Genomic DNA, 19,223 nt, shown 5'->3' with positions numbered 1-19,223 from the left:
TTTCATCACATCAGGTAATGACCTGACTTATAAATAATAACTAAGACCCTTTAATTGTTTATTTGCTGCTGTTGATTTAATGCCCATTTTTTCAACATTGAGATAGCATCGAATAACACCCCTGCTTCTCCGCGAAAATTTCCCGAGCCTTTTGGAGTTCCGGTCCTTACATCATACCATTCGTAGAAACCATTGTGATCAATCACGCGTGTAATCATTGGAGTTAGTTCATTCATTGCTTCCTGTATAAATCCGTTTTCAATTAAAGCTTGTATCATCCTGGCGCCAAACCAGGTCCAGTCGCCACCATTCTGATACTCGTAGGGCGCCATATTGGGAAATTCAGATTGGGGATAGGGTGGACATACAGTCATGCCAATGGTGGCATGTTGTTCACGGGCCGCAGCCCTTAAAAATTGTTGGTTGATATTTGCAATCTCTTCTTTCGTATGGAAACCTGCCAGTATTGCACATGCCGTTCCGCCGGTGTATAACAATCCAGCCTCGTCAAAGTTTTGGGAGAAAGGCGATCCGGCCAGGTAAACATGCGGAATATATTTTTGTTTGTCAGGCTTCCACAAGGTTTTTCTTACATTGTCACGTATCCCGGCAGCCACTTTATTCCAGTCCCTGGAGGGTTGGTAGCCGGCAGGGCAGATCTTTAAAAAGTCATGGATGGCGGTAACGAACATAGCATTATCATATACATCAACCGCCCATTTCGTATGGTCATTAATGGCTACGCCCCAGCCTTTCTCGGGCTGAACATCCCCCCAGTCGATGGTGGTGGCGCCGATCAGCAAACCATACTTTTTAGACCAACGCTCTTTCAGCAACCAGTTCATCGCCAGTTCCATCCTATGCAAAATCGTTTTACCATTGAGGGATAGAAAAAGTATTGACTGGTCACCGGTTGCTATAACATACTTGGCAACCGCCTGGATCAATGAAGTTTCCTGGTCTGTTTCCACGGTATTTTTATGCGCCGCCCATTCAGGCGCCAGGTTGCTGTACCTGTACTGGTAGCCGCCATGAGCCTGTGCCCTAGGCACTATGCCATCGGGTATATTGCCATCCGCCCCCTGCATCCTGAAAAACAACAGCAACATATTCCTGACGCTATCCGCAGGCATTACTTTCAGGGAACCATTAATAAAAGTGTTGAAATCGCGTATCCAGACTTCCTTATACGAAGTGCCGGCATTTAAACCTGTTAATAACCTTAACGCCCGCGCCTGTACGGTATCTAATCCCGGATCAGTTAAAATGGAAAGGGCCAGGGAGGAATCGCGTAACGAAGAAGCACAGTGCCGCTCCACCTGTGTAACGGGTAGGCTTATAGTCGCCATGATCGGTACTGTGAACAAGTTAATCATAAGTGGAACCCGGATAATATGTACAAACATATAAACATAAATTTACCGAAACAAGAAAATTTGGATGAGCGGTATAAGAACTTGATAATTTTATTATTAGATATGAATGAATGTGGTTATTTAAATGCAAAATCGTTTAACCACTGAAGGGCAATGTTTGTTTTTCTTGGATTTTTCCAGTTGCTTTGCAGGCATGAATTTGAGTATTGATCATAAAAATCCTTTGCCCCTTCATATACAGGCAGAGAACTTGTTGCGCAACATGATCCGGGACCCGCAATATGCAGGGGGCAAATTCTTTCCCAATGAAGTCCAGTTAGCCAAACAATTAGCCATCTCCAGGTCTACCCTTCGCCATGCCATTAATAAACTGGTGTATGAAGGCCTGCTGATAAGAAAAAAAGGAGTAGGTACCAAAGTAGCGGAAGCTGCTATCAGCTCAAAATCCAAAAACTGGCTGAGTTTTACCCAGGAAATGACCGCAAGGGGAATTGTGATCAAAAACTTTGAACTTCACGTAACCTGGGTATTGCCCGACGAAACCATCGCCAACTTCTTCGAAATAGAACCTACCAAAAAGATCCTGAAACTGGAAAGACTAAGAGGTAAGGCGGAAGGTCCCTTCGTCTACTTCATCTCTTATTTCCATCCAAGAGTGGGATTGACAGGGGAAGAAGACTTCAAACGTCCTCTTTACGACATCCTCGAAAAGGACTATATGACCGTAGCTACCCTTTCCAAAGAAGAGATCAGCGCCAAAACAGCCGATAAATTCATCGCTTCCAAACTGGAACTGGAAACAGGCAGCCCTATCCTCTTCCGTAAACGTTTTGTATACGACCAGGGCGAACGGCCCATTGAATACAACCTCGGGTATTACCGGGCCGACAGCTTCGTATATACCGTTGAAAGCAGAAGAGAATAGTTACTTTTGCCGGTATGCTGAATGAACAATATTACCGGCAACAATACGATAGTCTTAGTTCCGCAGAACAACATATCATCAACGTACTGGCTTTCTACCTTCACCCGGTAGAAAGCTACCTCGTTATCGACGGGGTAAAGCCGCTCACTTCCCTGCAAGACCAGGAAATTGCACTCCATATAAAAGAGCTGCTGGCTAAAGGGCTGATCGTAAGGGAGATCACAGGGGCCTATTCTCTTCCCCTTACCCTGAACTTCCTCATCTTCCCGGAGGTGATCGCCAACCCGGCCTATAGTTTTTTAAGTCAGCTAACCCGGGGCATCAATCCCATCTTCTTCCAGCTCAATATCCGCCTGCAGGAACTGCAACAGTTGCTGACCGCCTACTTTACAGGCAGCCGGTCGCTGCTCCTCCTACCAGTCAAAAAACTGGAACAGGAACTCTCCCAATATCTTCCTCATATTTCCTACCTCCTCTATTTTCCTGCGTATGAAGACCTGCTCCGCTTTTTCAGCCAGGAAAGTATGGATAAACTACTCGATTATGCGCTCAACAGCCAGTTGCTGCAACTGCAACCGCTGAACAAACTGGCAACCTTTGCAAAAGCGCACGAATTTGATTTCCCACTTCTCGACCTGTTGGATGGTCGATTAACGCCAGGAAATACGGAAGATCTTTATCATGCCGCTGTCGAACAACTCTACCTGGGAAAACCGGATGCGGCGTTTACCCTCTTCGAGAAAGGAATTAAATTTCAACGAAAACAAGACAAAAAACATACGCTGCCCAACAGCGCTGTCTGGGCGTTCTATTATACCAGCCTGCTCACGCAACTGCAAGGCAAACATATCACCGCGCTTAGCGATAAACTCATTGCAGTCTACGACCGGAAAGCCTTGCCGGAATTCGTTCCTGCTATTTCCTTATTACTCCTGCATGCGGGCAGGAGAGAGAAGGCAGAAAATCAATTGCAACTGATCCTGGAAAGGAATGATCAGCCTTTGCTTAGTTTGCTGTCGATACTCGGTTTACGCCTGTTATACCCTGCCAGCAAATTGCTTCGCAATAACCAGCCGCTGGCCGGTAAGCTGCTTTCCGGCGCCATGCAGGCCGGCTACAACCTCCTGGCGTATGAGTACCTGGGGCTGCATCAGTCGGAACACTACCTGGGTTACGGGTCTTTTTTCCAGCAACAGAAAACCGCTATCGGCGCTGCGCCGCTGTTTGCGCAGTCGACGCCCACGCCTGAATGGGAGCGGCTGATCAATGTATTGCTGGAAACCGACCAGCAAAAAACACCCGACCGGCAGCCTGCAGAAAGCAGGTTGATCTACCTGGTGGACTTCGACCATTATAAAATTCAACCTGTGCTGCAATCCTACCAGGCCGATGGATGGAGCAACGGCAGGAATATAGCCCTGAAACGACTGAAAGAGGCCAGGCTGCCGGAAATGACGGAGCAGGACCACCGGGTTGCAGGCACTATTCAGAAAGAACATTATTACAACCATGACGGCGAGCATTATTCGTTCAGCGAAAATGTATGGAAAGCCATTGCCGGCCATCCGCTGCTGTTTGCACCCGATGCCGTGACAAATATTGAAGTCGCAACAGGCAAGCCGGAATTAACTATCAATACTACCGCCCACGGTTACACGTTCTCTTCCAACGTAAACGACTTCAGCAGCAAGGTTGTTTTGCTCCGCGAATCCGCTACCCGTTTGGTGGTTATTGAACTGACGCCCAGGCAGCGGAAAATACTGCAAACCTTAGATCAGATACCATATGTTCCGGAGGCAGGAAAGGAGAAAATGACTGCCCTGGTTAAAAGTCTCGGTAACCAGTTGACTATCCATGCTGAAGTAGGGGAGCTGAATACAGATCTTCGCAAGCTGAACGCCGATCCGCGTATCGTGGTGCAGATTGTTCCGCTGGGACAAGGGCTCAAAGCTTCTTTCTATGTAAAGCCATTCAATACCGAACCGCCTTACTGCAAACCCGGCGCAGGCGCCATCTATGTGGTAGGGCTCAGCCAGGGAGCCAGGGCCCAGGCCATCAGGGACCTGGATAAGGAACGCCAGTATTTCAACATATTCCTGTCGCTGATCCAGGGACTTATTTCTACTGAATTTACGGAGGACGCCATCATCTTTGAAGATCCGCTGGATTGCCTGGAACTGGTAGAGATCATCCAGCAGCATCCTGATATTGTGCGGGCCGAATGGCCGGAAGGCGAGCGCTATAAGGTAACCCCGCAGGTTACATTCATGGAATTGCGTTTATCGATCCAGGAAAAGCATCACTGGTTCCAGTGCGAAGGAGAGTTAAAGGTAGATGAAGACACGGTGTTATCCCTGCAATCGTTGCTGGATACCGGCAGAACAGTTAAAAAGCGGTTCGTGGAACTGGAGGGAGGAGTATATTTATCGCTGGCCGCCGACTTACGTAAACGCCTCAACGAATTGGCCAGTGTAGCGTATTTCGACAAAAGCTCCATCAACATCCAACCCTTTGCATTGCCGTTGCTGGACGAATTGTTGGAGAAGGCGGGAAGCTTGAGCACCGACAAAGGTTTCGACCAGTTCACCAGGCGGAGGATCGCTGCGATGACGGAGCAGGTCGCTGTTCCGGCTACGTTGCAAACAACCTTGCGACCATACCAGGAAGAAGGCTTCCGGTGGATGACGCGCCTGGCCGCCTGGGGTGCGGGCGCCTGCCTGGCAGATGATATGGGGCTTGGGAAAACCATCCAGGCTATTGCCCTGCTGCTGCACCGGGCCGCCGATGGCGCCGCACTGGTAATATGCCCCGCCTCTGTAATGATGAATTGGACCAACGAACTGGGCAGGTTTGCTCCAACATTGAATGTGCAGACGTTGCAACAGGGAGAACGAGAGAACATCATTAAAAATGCAGGACCATTCACGGTAGTATTGACCACTTATGGGTTAATGCAGGCCTCCGACCAGCTGTCGGCCGTCCGCTGGCACACTATCATTTTCGATGAAGCGCATACCATAAAAAATTTCCAGACCAAGACTGCCAGGGCTGCTTTGCAGTTGCAGGGCGCCTTCAGACTGATGCTAACGGGTACGCCTATACAAAATCATATGTTGGAACTATGGAGCCTCTTCAATTTCCTGAACCCGGGTCTTTTAGGCTCGCTGGATCATTTTAATAAACAGTTCGTGTTCCCGGCTGTCAGGAACCCGGCGGATGAGATCAAACAGCACCTGCGCAAACTGGTTGCGCCTTTCCTGCTGCGACGCACTAAAACCAGCGTATTAGACGAATTGCCGCCTAAGACGGAGATTACCAGGCTGGTTACCCTGTCGCCGTCTGAAAAAGCGTTCTACGAAGCGTTGCGGCGTACGGCCCTGGAACGGATCCAGCACCACGACACCAAACAGGGGCAACAACATATAAGAGCATTGGCCGAAATTACAAGGCTGCGGATGGCCGCCTGTAATCCCAGGCTGGCAGACCCGGAATCAGATATTTTGTCGTCCAAGCTTGCAATATTACTGGAAATAGTTAAGGAGTTGATAGACAATAATCACCGGGCGCTTGTTTTCAGCCAGTTTGTACAGCATTTGTCGCTGGTTCGCGAAGCATTGGAAAGAGAAGGGATTGATTACCTGTACCTGGATGGCAGTACATCGCTGAAACAACGCGAGCAACGGGTAAAGGATTTCCAGTCGGGTAAGGGCGCTTTGTTCCTGATCAGTCTTAAAGCCGGGGGGCAGGGATTGAATTTGACAGCGGCAGATTATGTGATCCAGTTAGATCCCTGGTGGAACCCCGCCATTGAAGACCAGGCTGCCGACAGGGCTTATCGTATAGGGCAAACCAGGCCGGTAACGGTTTACCGGCTGGTTGCCGCACAAACTATTGAAGAAAAGATCATACAGTTGCATCACCTGAAGCGGGAACTGGCCGACCAGTTGCTGGAGGGTACGGAGGTAGCGGGCGCGCTATCTACAGAAGATCTTTTAGGCCTCTTGTCAGTAGGGTGATGGGCTGATGCTGGTCCAGCCGCCATCCACTACCAGGCTTTGACCGGTAATATGACGCGCGTGGTCCGATACGAGGAACAACGCTGCCTGGGCAATGTCGTTCGTGGTTGCAGGGCGACCCATCGGGGTGAGGTCCGACCAGGTTTTTTCATAGGTCGGATCATCCATGGTGCGTTCTGTCAGCGTAGCTCCGGGAGCTACGGCGTTTACGGTGATCCGGTACGGAGAAAGCTCTATCACCAGGTTCTTTGCCAGCATTTCCAGGGCTGCTTTACTCATTCCATAGGCTGCCAGGTCTTTATGGGCCTGGTGGCCGGTTACGGAAGAAGTGAATAAAATAGCGCCGCCTTTTTCCTGCCCTTTCATCTGGTTAGCTGCCGCCTGCGCCAGGAAGAACGTGCCTCCAAGGTTTACCTGCATAACCCTGTTAAAAGCTGCCGGCGTATAGGTAAAGAAATCACCGAATAAAGTGATGCCGGCATTTGCGATAACGATATCCAGGCTTCCGAAATCAGAAACGGCGGTATCTACCATTTGCTGAATGAAAGCGGTATCGCTGGAGTCGCCGGGCATAGCCCTGCATATACCGTTATTTGCATTGATATCTGCTGCTGCCGTATTGGCCAGTGATTCATCCAGGTCGTTCAGGATCACAGCAGCTCCCTCCATCGCCAGTTGCCTGGCCATTTCAAACCCTATCCCTTGTCCGGCTCCTGTTACAATAGCTACTTTCTTGTTAAATCTCATAACGATCGTTTTAGTGTGAGTCCCTGGTCACTTCGCTGCCTGAACCGCCTTTCAGGAAGTCCATGTCTGCGCCCAGGTGCGCCTGTTCTACGTGTTGCTGGTAAAGTTGTACGTACCCGCGGGTCGACAGCGGGTAACTAGGTTGCCAGTTGGATTTCCGTTGTGCAATTTCTTCATCAGTCAGGTGTGCAAATAATTTTCGTGCATGCACATCCAGCGTGATGGTGTCGCCGTCTTTCAATATGGCCAGCGTACCGCCTGCAGCGGCTTCGGGCGAAACGTGCAATACCACTGTTCCGAAGCCTGTACCGCTCATACGCCCGTCGGAGATCCTAACCATATCGGTAATTCCTTTAGCGAGCAGTTTAGCGGGCAAACCCAGGTTGCCAACTTCCGGCATGCCGGGATAGCCTTTTGGACCTACATTCTTCAACACTAATACGCTGTTTTCGTCTACGTCGAGGTCGGGATGGTCTATTCTCTTTTTATAATCATCAATATCTTCAAATACTATTGCCTTACCTGTATGCTGCATGAGATGGGAGCTGGCGGCAGAGGGTTTTATTACTGCCCCGTTCTCGCAGATATTGCCATGCAAAACAACGATACCCGACAATTTATTGAAAGGCGATTCCAGGTCGGTGATCACTTCTTTATTATAACTTACTGCATTCGAATAGTTCTGCCCGATCGTTTGCCCGTTGGCGGTAAGGCAACCTTTGTGCAAATGGGGGAGCAGGGCGTTGATAACGGCTGGGAGCCCGCCTGCGTAGTACAGGTCTTCCATGAAGAAACTGCCTGAAGGCTGCAGGTTGGCCAGCAAAGGAATGCCGTTGGAGAAGGTGTCCATATCCTGCAATTCCAGTTGTACGCCTATACGACCGGCAATAGCGAGGAGGTGAATTACAAAGTTGGTAGAACCGCCTATGGCGGCGTTAACCCGGATGGCATTTTCAAATGCTTCACGGGTAAGGATATGTGAAAGTCTCCTGTCTTCTTCTACCATCTTTACAATCTCCCTGCCCGACAGCTGGGCCAATACTTTTCTTGCGGCATCAGGCGCGGGGATAGCGGCGTTCTGCGGGAGAGAAAGTCCCAATGCTTCTACCATGCAGGCCATTGTGGAGGCGGTACCCATTACCGCGCAATGTCCATCGCTCCGGCACATGCCGGCTTCTGCCATGGCCAGTTCTTCATTCGACATTTTTCCTGCCCGCACATTCTCACTAAATCTCCATATATCACTGGTTCCTATGCTTGTGCCCATATGCCTGCCTGTTAGCATGGCGCCTCCCGAAACCACGATTGTAGGAATATCTACGCTGCAGGCGCCCATAACCAGGGCGGGAGTGGTTTTATCGCAGCCGCAAAGCAGCACTACGCCGTCCAGCGGGTTGGCCCTGATAGATTCTTCCACATCCATGCTTACCAGGTTGCGGTATAACATAGCGGTAGGCTTCATTAATGTTTCGCCCAGCGACATTACCGGGAATTCCAGCGGGTAACCGCCTGCTTCCAGTATCCCTCTTTTTACAGCTTCAGCTAATTCGCGGAAATGGGAGTTACAGGGCGTAAGCTCCGACCAGGTATTGCAGATGCCAATGATAGGTTTCCCTTCCAGTTCCGATGCCGGGATACCCTGCTTCTTCAGCCAGGCCCGGTAAATAAAACCGTCTTTTCCATCCCTGGCAAACCAGTTCCGGCTTCTCCTTTCATTTACTGTTTTCATAACGTAGCCGTGTCTTTTTTAAAGTACGATTTGTCTACATGATAAATAGACAATCCATTTAACAGATGTTTATCATTCGAAGATTAAAAGTTATGAATTAATTATGGAATTTTAAAGTCAATGCATCTGTAGTTTAATCTTTAAATCCACCAATGAAAAGACTATTTGTATTGTTTTTCCTGCTGTGTGCGGCCCATTACAGCTATTCACAAACCGCCACAGTAAAAGGAACAATAGTAGATACCCTTAATCAGCTTCACCTTTCCAACGCAGTTATCATGCTGCTGCATGCCCAGGACTCGACGCTGTACAAGTTTGGAAGAAGCGATGAATCGGGGAAATTTTCCATCCCGGAACTCAAAGAAGGCAAATATGTACTGGTAGTAAGTTATCCCACGTTTGCCGATTATGCCGATACGCTTTCATTATCAGCCAATGCGGTTAAGCAACTGGGTAATATAGCGCTTATACAAAAATCAAAACTTCTGAACGAGGTGGTGGTGCAGCAAAAGATCGCCGCCATCAAAATGAAAGGAGATACCACCGAATACAATGCAGCCAGTTTTAAAACCCGGGAAAATGCTTCTGTGGAAGAATTGCTCAAGATCCTGCCGGGTATAGAAGTAAATGCAAAAGGAGAGATCAAGGCGCAGGGAGAGTCTGTACAAAAAGTGTTGGTAGATGGAGAAGAGTTTTTTGGAGATGACCCTACCCTGGTCACCAAGAACCTGAAAGCCAATATGGTAGATAAAGTGCAGTTGTACGACAAGAAAAGCGACCAGGCGGCTTTTACAGGGGTGGATGACGGACAGCGAAGTAAAACCATTAACATCCAGCTGAAAGAAGACAGTAAGAAAGGCTATTTTGGGAAGGTGGCCCTGGGATACGGAACAGAAGGGTACCACGACAACCAGGTGATGTTCAATTATTTCAAGGGCAAGAAAAAGATATCAGCTTATGGCATTTTTTCCAGTACCGGGAAGGTAGGGCTTAACTGGCAGGATAAGGATAAATATGGATTGGGAACTGATGAATTCAGTATTAATGAAGATGGCGATTTTGATTTTATGTGGAGAGGCGACGAACTGGATTCATGGGATGGCAGGTATAACGGCAACGGGTATCCGACAGTGCAAACCGGCGGCGTACACTATAATGATAAATGGGATAGGGACAGGCAACGGGTGAATACCAACTATAAGCTGATGAACCTCTCGGTAAAGGGAAGTGACGCCAATAATTCCCAGACCTTGCTTGGCAATGATTCTACCTACTATAATGAGTCGACAGGCGATTTCAAAAACCATATTTTCAGGAACAGGATAGATGGAGATTACGAGTGGCAGTACGATTCTTCTTCCTCCTTCCGGGTGATGGTGGATGGAACCCTGGATCATAAGAACAGCACCAACTACAATGCCAGCAGTACCCGGCTGAATGATGAAATGAAGAACAGCGGTACCCGCATGACCACTAATATTGCTGATATAGGTAGCCTGAACTCCAATATCTTCTGGCGTAAGAAATTTAAAAAAACCAGGCGGACCATGTCTTTCAACTTTTCAGAAAATTATCAGCAGAACAAAGGGAAAGGGAATGTAGATGCTACCACCACTTTCTACAGGCCGGGGTTGCCGGATTCGGTAAAAATACTGGATCAGTATAAAGTGTCAAATTCCGACATGTTAAACCTCGTTGGTAACCTTACCTACACAGAGCCTATATCAAAGAATGGTACTATTACGGCTACTTATGGTTTTAACTGGTTGAACAGCAACTCTAACCGGTTGTCGTATAATGACAGCGGCAACGGTAAATATACGGACCTGGATTCGTTGTACAGCAATGATTATAATGTAACCAGCTTTACCAACAAGGTAGGTCTCAGTTATGGATATACGAAAGATAAGATCCGCATCAGTTTTGGCGGATCGGCAGGGTTGTCTGACTTTACGCAGGAAGACCAGTTCAGGAACCATACCTACAACCGGCAGTTTGTCAACTACTACCCGCGGGCGGTATTCAGGTATAACTTTTCGCAGTACCGCCGTTTCTCTTTCACTTATAACGGGAACACGGAACAGCCGAGGATAGACGCCTTGCAGCCTTTGGTGGTAAACGATAACCCGCTCTTTATCACTATTGGGAACCCTGATCTGAAGCCTTCGTTCAATAACCGTTTCAACGCGTCGTTCAATGATTATAAAGTTTTATCCAAGCGCAGCATCTGGGTGAGCCTGGGTTATAACTTTATCCTTAATTCTTTTGGCAACAGGAGTGTGATAGATAAAGGCGGTGTAACTACGTCTCAAACTGTGAATATTAATGGTAACCAGACAGGGTGGTTCAATTTTAGTTTCAACTGGGAAACTCCGATATGGGACCTGCGTATAGGTCCGGGCGGTAGAATGAATTATACGAAAAATCTCAATTATACACAGGGAATATTGGTTAATACCCATACTTATAATCCGGGTCTGAATATTTCTGTGAGCAAGTATGAGGAAAAGAAATACGAATTCTATTTAAGGTTCGATGCGAATTACAATGCCAGTGTATCGTCGCTGAAAACCAATGTACAGCCTAATTACTGGAATTATTATATAGAAGGATCTTCTACTATTATGTTCCCTGCAAAGATCGACCTGAGAACAGAGCTGGAATACAATCTTCGGCAGCGGACCAGCGTGTTTACCTCCAATAACAATGTGGCTATTGTAAATGCCAGTTTAACCAAGCGTATTGGAAAGAAAGATGATATTATATTCGGCGTATCCGTGAACGACCTTTTGAACCAGAATGTAGGCATCACCAGGAGCATTTACAGCAATAATATTTCTGAGAGCCGGAGAACTACGATACAGCGGTATTTTCTTTTAACCTTTAGCTGGAACTTCAGCAAGTTTGGCGGAAGTACAGCTGCTAACGAAGAAAACAAATAATGATGAAAACTATTATTCGTATACTCTTTATAGTTATATTGTTCAATACAGAGGCCAGCGCCCAGTTAGTTACCTTTTTGCAGAGAGGGCATATACAGTACGAACGCAAGATCAACCTGCATGCGCGTATGAGGAAGCCGGCAGCGGGAGAGGATGGGGGATGGTATGAAAGTTTGAAGAAGAATACGCCTCAGTTCCTGGTGACGAACTTTGAATATTACTTTGATGGGAATACTTCTTTGTATAAACCTGGCGTATCGGAGCAGGTGAATAACCCGTTTGTGAGGGAAAGTTCAAATACCGTGTACACAATGCTGGATAGCAGTATCAGTATTGCGCAGAAGCAGCTTTTTGAGCAGTCGTTGGTTATTAAAGATTCGGTAAGGAGGATTAACTGGAAGATCACCAGCGAAACCAGGAAAATAGCGGGGTTTGATTGCCGGAGGGCGAATGCTATTATTTTGGATTCCGTTTATGTAGTGGCTTTTTATACGGATGCGATCATCCCCTCGGGCGGGCCGGAATCGTTTACCGGGCTGCCGGGAACTATTTTGGGTGTGGCATTGCCGCACGAACATATTACCTGGTTTGCTACAAAAGTAGTGATGGAAGATGTAAGGAAAGAAAGCCTGAAGCCGCCAACCAAGGGCAAAGCTACGAACAACAAGGGTGCAATAGAGATCGTTGAAAAGGCAACAAAGGATTGGGGAGATGGAAGGAATGCTTTGTTAAAAGCTCTAATGTTATAAATTACCGCTATGGCTGCCAGTCGGATCGGCCGGCAGCTATAAATTAATTTTATTTTTCTGCAACTATTTACTGAAAATCTGTGTTTCTTAAAACACGGTGGTTTCGCTAATATGTATACCTGGAGGTTACACACTTGCTTAACATTCGTAATTAAAATTTAAATCTGTCGTGTTTTTAATTAACCCTCATCAGAGCCGGTGTTGTTACCCCATTTACTGACTTAATTGGACTGCGGAACTGCGTCTAATCCTAAAAATTAACGCACATGAAAAAAGTTTGCTGTTTGTTGATGCTCCTGGTAGCCATTACCCCCAGATTGGCTGCACAGTCGACCCCCGAAACCGAAGCTGTTGTTCTAACTGAAAATCAAAACGATGTAGTTACGCAGATCTTCGGCAAAAATAAATTGGCCTTGATGAGTGAAACACTGAACCTTTCGCCCATTGAAGAAAAGGCATTTGAAGTTACGCTTATTGATTACGAAGCGGAAAAAGAACCCTGGTTAAGTGAGCGGCTGGCGCTACTGAAAATGTACAACGAGGAATTTTCTTCTGTTGATGAGCGCAAAATGAATTCACTGACCCGGCAGATGATCAACAATGACCTGGAGTTTACCCGCCTGCAGCTTCGTTATTTCAGGCGTATGAACAAGTTATTGGGCGCAAACCGGGCGGCTAAATTCTTCCAGTTGGATAGCTACATAGAACAATCGACCCGGTCGCATATCCAGAACCAGTTGCCATTTATTAAAGAATTGGAGCTGGATAAGCGGGATGGCAGGCCGCTTACCCGGAGATAGTTCGATGGAGATGGCTGGCAAGAAAGCGGAGATATCCATGGTTGGATATCTCCGCGCCTATTTTTATTCTTCTTCTTTGAAATCGGCGCTCCTGGGCACTGCTTTGAATTTCTCCAGTATATGTTCGGGCAGGCCGGTAAGTTTACGTTTCTGGAAATCGATCCAGGCGCCATCTACATGTACGGTAGCGGATCTGGTGCCATCGCCCCTGAAAATTTCATGGGTGATCGACCACCGGGAGCCGTCTTTCCTGCATTTTGTCATTACGCAGCTTACTTTTACTTTGTCATTTGCCCCGATTTCGCGGTGGTAAATAAGTTCTTCCCTGAAAAGGATGGGTCCTACCTGGTGTTGTACCAGGTGAACTGCTTTGATCCCTACGTGTTCCAGCATGTTTAGACGTGCCTGGGCGGCGAAGTCGGCATATGCCGAATGCCGCAGGTGCATGTTAGCATCGATCTGTGACCATAGTACGGGTCCTTCAAAGAATATGTCCATACGCAGAGTTTAGGGGGATTACAATTAAATAATACGTACACGCGCGATTATAAGGCAAAAAAAGATGTAAAAAAAGGGGTATATTTTTTTGAAAAATAGAATCTTGTCATACATTTGCAGTCCACTTGGAGAGTTGGCAGAGCGGTCGATTGCGGCAGTCTTGAAAACTGTTGACTGTAACAGGTCCCGGGGTTCGAATCCCTGACTCTCCGCTGAGAGGGTCTTCATCAAGAAGACCCTCTTTTTTTTCGTATATCAATAACCCTTTTTCTTTCATTATCAGATGGTTGTGCGATAGAACACCGAGCATAGTGGGTGTTCGATAGATGCCATCTTGATAGTATAAATTGCTGTCGAACACCAGATTTACAAATTCTCTTTTTCGCAGCGTATCTGACTTAGTATAGACATAGCGCATATCGGTCAAAAGATTTAGATTTTTTTCCAATATGCCGAACGCATGGCTTTGGTCATTGCTTAACCTTTCAATTGCACCTTTAAGATTGAATATATTATCATTATATATCGAATGCCAACGATTGTAGGTGTCCTTGTTGATTTCATTCTTTATCCATTTTTCTTCAACCGAGAACAATTTTTCTTCAACTTCCTGTAGCTCTAATTTTTTATCATTAGCCTTTTTTCTATTATTCTCCATTTCCTTATCAATGGAGGCTTTGCTTTCTGTCCTGATTTTCCTAACCTTTTCCGATGGGAGGCTCATTAATTCGCATACACTTAAAAACTGGTCATTTGATTTAACCGCACTGATATTATTGTGCTTCGAGTGTTTGCACTTATAATAATAGAAGTATTTACCCGATTTACCCCTTGATGGTGCGCCTGATAACGGGTTTCCACAATGACACTTTAAAATACCACGCAAAGGAAGTTCGTCATCAATTACTGTACGAGACTTTTCCGGTCTTTTTATTTTTTCTTGAACCATTTTCCATGTGGTAATATCAATAATTGGCTCATGAATGCCATCGAATAAACCACCAGTATAATTTTTGTAGGCATCTACTTTTAATAATCCTGCATATATTGGATTAGTGAGTACACGCTCAATCGCCATATTACCTTTGGTTGCGAAACCTAATTGTTGAGCCTGCTCCTTAATACGGTACAACGGTGTGTTTTTGAGATACGCATCGTAGATGAAACGTACAATCTTTGCTTCGGTTTCTTCTATAATTAAACGGCGGTCTTTTCTTTCACCTTCCTTTCTATATCCAAATGGTGCATTTTTATAAACGAACCTTCCCTCTTTAGCTTTAGCAGTATAAAGCCCTCCTTTCACTTTGATGCTTCGATTTATATTATCCTCTTCGGCAAGCAACAATTGTAGCCCGGCTCTAAAAAAACTGCCGGGTGTATCATAGTCAAAAGTTATTCCTTCTGTAACACTTACCACCTGAATATTATATTTCTTTTGCAGGAGTTTAACCATGCTCATGGCTTCCCCTGCATCACGGCTAAAACGGTCTAATTGGTCAACTAAAAGGTAATCTACTGTTTTGTAATGTTTATTAATAAACTCCTTTAGTTTAATGAAATCAGGACGGTCAAATGTGCGGGCACTTTTACCTCGGTCAATAAATGTATCTACCAGTTCAACACTATTATATTGCAACCATTGGTCTGTATAAAGCTCTTGCCTTTCAATAGAGCCATTACTCTGTCCTAATTGACTGAATCGTAAGTATCTTATCGCTCGTTTCATAGTATTCTTTTAATGTTGACGACACAACAATTTCAATAATTAAATTTACCAATTTTTCTTCTTTTTCTCGCTCTATTTCTTCGTCTATTTTAGCAATGCTATGCTCGATGTTGTTAGGAGCTTCAAATTTCTCTTTCTTCTTTTCCATGACCACTTCTCCTTTATTTTATTGTTAGTGAACCTGTGTCTTACAGGAGCATTGCTAAAAATAAAAGAGATGTCAATCGAACACCGGAAGATGGCATTCTATGGTAGAACTTGACCTTTGATGTCTTACCCCACACCCTTTTTTTACATTTCGTTTAAGTTTTCCAATGTCGCTTATTGTCTGTCTTGAAATAAATTTTACCTGACTTCGGCATATCTCATGGAATAAATTCATAGTTAAGGCTAACATTTGTATTTGGATAAATACAGCCTGATAAAACGAACGGAACTATGAAGCATCCCTTACAAACCATCGTTGCCGAAATTCAAAAGCAGGAAAGAAAATTATCTGCTGAAGCATCCAGCTTCATTGATGAGGCTTATAGAATGACAATTTATCTTCAGGAACTACTGCGTACTGTCAAAGAAGATGTATTGAAAGAGGGCTTTTCCAGTAAAGCCGAAGAAATCCATTTTTTCAAACTGGTGAAACCGAACATTCTCGGAAAGCTGATTTACTATAACAAGGTTTATCGGATTGAAACAGCTTGTCCCGCAGATAATGGGAATTTGCATCAATGCTATTTCGCTCTACAACTCCGGGAACTGAAACAGGAATATAAAGAGCATATCTGCAATTCTGATTTTTACAGATATTACCGCTCCGGCAGGACTGACCGGGACGAAAACTATTATATGCTGGGAAACATCAATTACTATGATGGGTTAAACAGCTTTGTTTTTGAAATTGACCCACAATTCTCGACCTACTTTGATTATAAGGTGGCAAAAATCTTAGCCAATGAATTAATCTATAACTACCTCACGACAAAACTAAGCCCTGAACTAAGCCCTGATGTACTATTGCAGAACAATGACACCAAAGATATTTTTTGGACACAGCCAAAGAGTGCGCTTATTGAATTGATTTATGCGCTTCATGCTGCCGATGCTGTTTCACATGGTAAATTAGGCATTCGCAAAATCAGTATGGTGTTTCAAATCCTGTTCCGTGTTTCGCTTAGCGACATTCATAACAGCTTTCATCGTATGAAAACCCGTGCCGGCTCACGTACTTTATTTTTAGACCAACTGAAATACAATTTAGAGGAATACATGGATAAGGAAGACAACGGCTAATTATTAGTCACCTTGCTTATAACGCAAAGAAAGCCAATGCTACCGACATTGGCTTTTTTTGTATTTTAGCTATGGATGAACTAACAATATTCGTATGATAGTTTGTAAAGAGAATAGCGCAAAACGAACAGCACTCAAAATAAGATAATAGATATAATGGGATTAAAAATAAGTACAATTGCAGCAATTCCCGAGAATGTAGAAAGGAAGTATTATCTATATATTCTGGACTATTACAATTGGGATGAACCGATTAGTAAAACCTTACGTGACAATTTTGATAGAATTGCAAAATTTGCAGCCGAAAATGACGCGGTTGCCATTCAGGGTATTCCCGAAAGTCATTTTTATTCGGAGCTTATGTCTTGGGAAGCTGTAAATGGCATTGACCCTAAAGAATTACTTCCAGCACTGATGATTACTACACTTCATCCAAAATATTTTTTGGATGGAAATGATAGACAGTCTATCGGCGGTAAAATCCCAGAGGACAAATTAGTCTTTATCGAAATAGCGAATGTTTGTAAAACGCCCCAAGATGTTGTCAAACTTATTGAAAAGGTTTTCCAAGACATTAAAGACCAAAAAGAGATAAAAGATTTTAAAGTAAAAAAGGAACTAAAAGGAGGTGTTGGTAAAATATTAAACGATACCATAATTCTTGAACCAAATTTTGCGGGAATTGGAGTTAATATCAATAATATATTCAAATTTCTCCACAAAAAGAAATGATAAGCCAGCAATCAACCACAAGGATACGAAAGGAATTTGAAAATGAGAGAAATTTACTATAACTCCGATATTACTCCAAAATCGGAAAATGAAATAAAATTATTGGCATTGTATTATGATAAAATAAACATCGTCAATGACGCAGTTTATGCCCCAAAATTTAGTCAAGCAAGCGGAAATTTTGAGTTTGACGGAGTAGAGGATTTTCAATTTATTCCCAAGACATTTAGAACGGATTATAAAGTTCTTATTGATGAAAATTTGATTGCAATAACCGAAAGGAATAAAGACAATGAAGATGAATTTGAAAAAGGGTTTGCAAGTAAAATAAGCGAAATAGTCAACTCAAACCATGATTTAATCTTTCCCAATCATCCCACAAATAAAGACGGTAAAATAATCACAGAAGAGGTTTATGATGTAATGAAATATATGTGGGGCTTTGATTGGGGTAAGCCAGTTGAGGTAGATTTAATATGGTGGTATTATTCTTTAAAACTAAAGTGGTTTCTGAAACTTTTGATAGAAGGAAAAAATTGTTTGAGTAGTAGCAATAATCTAAATAATCTTTTTTCAACATTTATCCAGCAATCGAATAAATCCAACAGCGATTTAAAAACTGAGGGCTATACAAAGTCATTGGCACTTGATGCTTTAAAAATCAGTTTGCCTAATCCTGATATTTTAAGTTTTGAAGACCTATTAGAACTCAAGCTAAAATTAAAGGATGAATTAGGATTGTTTTATCAGACCATAAATACAATAGAGGTTAAAAACAAGCAGCTTTACAATGCTGATTTAAAGGATAATGAGTATCGGAGCATTTTCTTTAGTGAAATACAAAAACCTCTCACCGATTTAGAGAACAAAATGAAAAACCTGAATAGTAAAACATTTAGGAGGTTTATTGAGAAAATGCAAAATCCCAAAACTTATGTGCCGTTAATAGGAACAGTGGTTGCCAGTATGCCAATACATTATACACTATTAAGTTCTTTGGGATTAACAGCGGGAATGACATTGTTGGAATACAAAGAAGAAAAAAGGGAACTTCAAAATAACGGTTTATACTTTTTACTCAAATTGAAAGGTAATAAGTAAAGTTTTCGTGTCCATCTTCTCTTATAAAATAACAGCACCGATATGGTGCTGTCTTTTTTTTGCCCGTTTGCCTATATGTGTATATAGACAAATCCACCCTTTGAAATACGCAACGTATATCGTAAAGAGCAAGAAATCGTTACACAACAGCACTTTACATTAATTGCAAAAAAAATGAAAAAAGTGCCGTTTTGATAGACACGTATCGGAAGACAGCCCCAGCCAAACGCTCCAATTTTGTGCTATAAGAATATCATAAAAACGTATTGCTATGAACATAGACAGAATGGAATTTTTTGCGTGGATGGAGCGTATCATGGAACGTTTCGATGTTTTGAAACAACACATCATAGATATACAGAAGCAACGCAATACCATAGACTGCGAGGAATTATTGGATAACCAAGACCTCTTACAAATGCTGAAAATCAGCCACCGCTCCTTGCAGCGTTACCGCTCATCCGGCAAGCTGCCATATTATACCATCAGCGGAAAATTGTACTACAAATTATCTGACGTACACCAATTCATAAGGGATAGTGTGAATGCTCCCTTGCAACGTACAAAGGACAACGAGTGACAAACAGTGCCATTC

14 protein-coding genes, 1 tRNA gene and 1 pseudogene are annotated in these 19,223 nt (G+C 44.2%); 10 read left to right on the top strand and 6 right to left on the bottom strand.

The features are described from left to right. Positions 1-50: 50 nt before the first annotated feature. A complete protein-coding gene (locus tag BLV62_RS20095) occupies positions 51-1,376 on the bottom strand; it encodes an MGH1-like glycoside hydrolase domain-containing protein (RefSeq protein ID WP_139170312.1) in 1,326 nt (441 codons plus the stop codon). Between the two features lie 193 nt (positions 1,377-1,569). On the opposite strand from BLV62_RS20095, the gene BLV62_RS20090 reads away from it, so the two are divergent. After that, positions 1,570-2,301 carry a GntR family transcriptional regulator gene (locus BLV62_RS20090; RefSeq protein ID WP_089763712.1) on the top strand — a complete coding sequence of 244 codons (732 nt, stop codon included), beginning with the start codon at positions 1,570-1,572 and terminating at the stop codon, positions 2,299-2,301. A gap of 14 nt (positions 2,302-2,315) precedes the next feature. Continuing rightward, the gene (locus BLV62_RS20085) at positions 2,316-6,317 is read left to right on the top strand and encodes a DEAD/DEAH box helicase (protein ID WP_089763711.1); all 4,002 of its coding nucleotides are present in this window, start codon (positions 2,316-2,318) and stop codon (positions 6,315-6,317) included. On the opposite strand, the gene BLV62_RS20080 is transcribed toward BLV62_RS20085, so the two are convergent. Both BLV62_RS20080 and BLV62_RS20075 read right to left on the bottom strand, forming a co-directional pair. Beyond that, positions 6,306-7,064 carry an SDR family NAD(P)-dependent oxidoreductase gene (locus tag BLV62_RS20080; protein WP_089763710.1) on the bottom strand — a complete coding sequence of 253 codons (759 nt, stop codon included), beginning with the start codon at positions 7,062-7,064 and terminating at the stop codon, positions 6,306-6,308. The genes BLV62_RS20085 and BLV62_RS20080 overlap by 12 nt on opposite strands. A 10-nt stretch (positions 7,065-7,074) precedes the next feature. Continuing rightward, positions 7,075-8,793 carry an IlvD/Edd family dehydratase gene (locus tag BLV62_RS20075; RefSeq protein ID WP_089763709.1) on the bottom strand — a complete coding sequence of 573 codons (1,719 nt, stop codon included), beginning with the start codon at positions 8,791-8,793 and terminating at the stop codon, positions 7,075-7,077. Between the two features lie 152 nt (positions 8,794-8,945). Here BLV62_RS20075 and BLV62_RS20070 point away from each other — a divergent pair, with 152 nt between their 5' ends. The 3 genes from BLV62_RS20070 (at position 8,946) to BLV62_RS20060 (ending at position 13,284) form a co-directional block, all read left to right on the top strand. Further along, positions 8,946-11,735 carry an outer membrane beta-barrel protein gene (locus BLV62_RS20070; protein ID WP_089763708.1) on the top strand — a complete coding sequence of 930 codons (2,790 nt, stop codon included), beginning with the start codon at positions 8,946-8,948 and terminating at the stop codon, positions 11,733-11,735. Between the two features lie 2 nt (positions 11,736-11,737). After that, positions 11,738-12,484, top strand: a complete 747-nt coding sequence (locus BLV62_RS20065) for a GLPGLI family protein (RefSeq protein WP_089763730.1) — start codon at positions 11,738-11,740, stop codon at positions 12,482-12,484. A gap of 266 nt (positions 12,485-12,750) precedes the next feature. After that, on the top strand, positions 12,751-13,284 hold the full coding sequence (locus BLV62_RS20060; RefSeq protein WP_139170310.1) for a hypothetical protein: 534 nt from the start codon (positions 12,751-12,753) through the stop codon (positions 13,282-13,284). A 63-nt stretch (positions 13,285-13,347) separates the two neighbouring features. Here the strand turns inward: BLV62_RS20060 and BLV62_RS20055 are convergent, their stop codons facing one another. Beyond that, complete coding sequence (locus tag BLV62_RS20055) at positions 13,348-13,782, bottom strand: acyl-CoA thioesterase (RefSeq protein ID WP_089763706.1); 435 nt, start codon at positions 13,780-13,782, stop codon at positions 13,348-13,350. Between the two features lie 127 nt (positions 13,783-13,909). Between BLV62_RS20055 and BLV62_RS20050 the strand changes: the two genes are divergently transcribed. Then, positions 13,910-13,994 (top strand) — tRNA-Ser (locus tag BLV62_RS20050). Positions 13,995-14,719: 725 nt separating this feature from the next. Here BLV62_RS20050 and BLV62_RS29010 read toward each other — a convergent pair. Together BLV62_RS29010 and BLV62_RS20040 are read right to left on the bottom strand one after the other, a co-directional pair. Beyond that, a pseudogene (locus tag BLV62_RS29010) lies at positions 14,720-15,508 on the bottom strand (recombinase family protein); the annotation flags it as partial. After that, a complete protein-coding gene (locus tag BLV62_RS20040) occupies positions 15,459-15,656 on the bottom strand; it encodes a hypothetical protein (protein WP_026773244.1) in 198 nt (65 codons plus the stop codon). The pseudogene BLV62_RS29010 and the gene BLV62_RS20040, both read right to left, overlap by 50 nt. Positions 15,657-15,946: 290 nt before the next feature. Between BLV62_RS20040 and BLV62_RS20035 the strand changes: the two genes are divergently transcribed. The 4 genes from BLV62_RS20035 to BLV62_RS20020 all read left to right on the top strand — a co-directional run bounded on the left by BLV62_RS20035 (position 15,947) and on the right by BLV62_RS20020 (position 19,208). Then, complete coding sequence (locus BLV62_RS20035; protein WP_026773243.1) at positions 15,947-16,795, top strand: RteC domain-containing protein; 849 nt, start codon at positions 15,947-15,949, stop codon at positions 16,793-16,795. Positions 16,796-16,951: 156 nt separating this feature from the next. Beyond that, entirely contained in the window at positions 16,952-17,527 is a 576-nt protein-coding gene (locus BLV62_RS20030; RefSeq protein ID WP_026773242.1) for a hypothetical protein, read from the top strand. A 42-nt stretch (positions 17,528-17,569) separates the two neighbouring features. Continuing rightward, complete coding sequence (locus BLV62_RS20025) at positions 17,570-18,628, top strand: hypothetical protein (RefSeq protein ID WP_026773241.1); 1,059 nt, start codon at positions 17,570-17,572, stop codon at positions 18,626-18,628. A gap of 271 nt (positions 18,629-18,899) precedes the next feature. Further along, entirely contained in the window at positions 18,900-19,208 is a 309-nt protein-coding gene (locus BLV62_RS20020; RefSeq protein ID WP_026773240.1) for a helix-turn-helix domain-containing protein, read from the top strand. The last annotated feature ends 15 nt before the right edge of the window (positions 19,209-19,223 follow it).

Origin of the sequence: Chitinophaga terrae (ex Kim and Jung 2007), assembly GCF_900107795.1 — a bacterium.
GTDB lineage: Bacteria > Bacteroidota > Bacteroidia > Chitinophagales > Chitinophagaceae > Chitinophaga > Chitinophaga terrae.
The sequence above is the reverse complement of the archived record's forward strand: the minus strand, read 5'-3'. Positions and strand labels throughout refer to the sequence as shown.